The organism is Streptomyces ureilyticus (genome assembly GCF_011045025.1).
Taxonomy (GTDB): Bacteria; Actinomycetota; Actinomycetes; order Streptomycetales; family Streptomycetaceae; genus Streptomyces; species Streptomyces ureilyticus.
The window spans coordinates 1-534 of the sequence record NZ_JAAKZX010000529.1; the positions used below are offsets into that span (position 1 = coordinate 1).

1 pseudogene is annotated in these 534 nt (G+C 74.5%); it reads left to right on the forward strand.

The features are described from left to right. Positions 1-534 (forward strand): annotated as a pseudogene (locus tag G6048_RS48525) (hypothetical protein); the annotation flags it as partial.

The window sequence follows — 534 nt, forward strand, 5'->3', positions numbered from 1 at the left end:
CCGACGAGGAGGCACTTCGCGCGGTGGGCTCCCACCTGGGCGCGCTGGCCGGAGCAGATCTCGCGGCGCGGGTGCGGATCGGGAACGTGCCCGCCGCGCACAATCGGCGGGCCGAGCGGAAGAAGGCCTTGACCGCACAGTCGTCCTCCCGCTGGGCGGGATCGATCACCCGCACCAGCGAGGACCAGTACCAGCTGGCCCGGCGGGCACTGAACGCCCGCATCGGCTGCCTGCGCCGGGCGATCGCCACGATCATCTCCCGCCTCGCCGTCACACCCGGCACCCGCGAGCAGCGCGGGCGCAGGTGGGTGCGCGGGTACGCCGATGACAGCGAGCGGCGGGCCAAGCAGCAGCGGCTGCAGATCCTGCAGGGCCAGCTGCGCCGGGCGGTGCGGGAGCGGAACAGTGGCCGGGTGCGGGTCACCCGGGGCGGACGCCGGCTGCTCAACGCCCGCCACCACCTCTACGACGCTGCCACCGCCGAAAAGCCGCTGACCGCAGCCGACTGGCAGGCCCAGCTGGAGGGGTGGGACG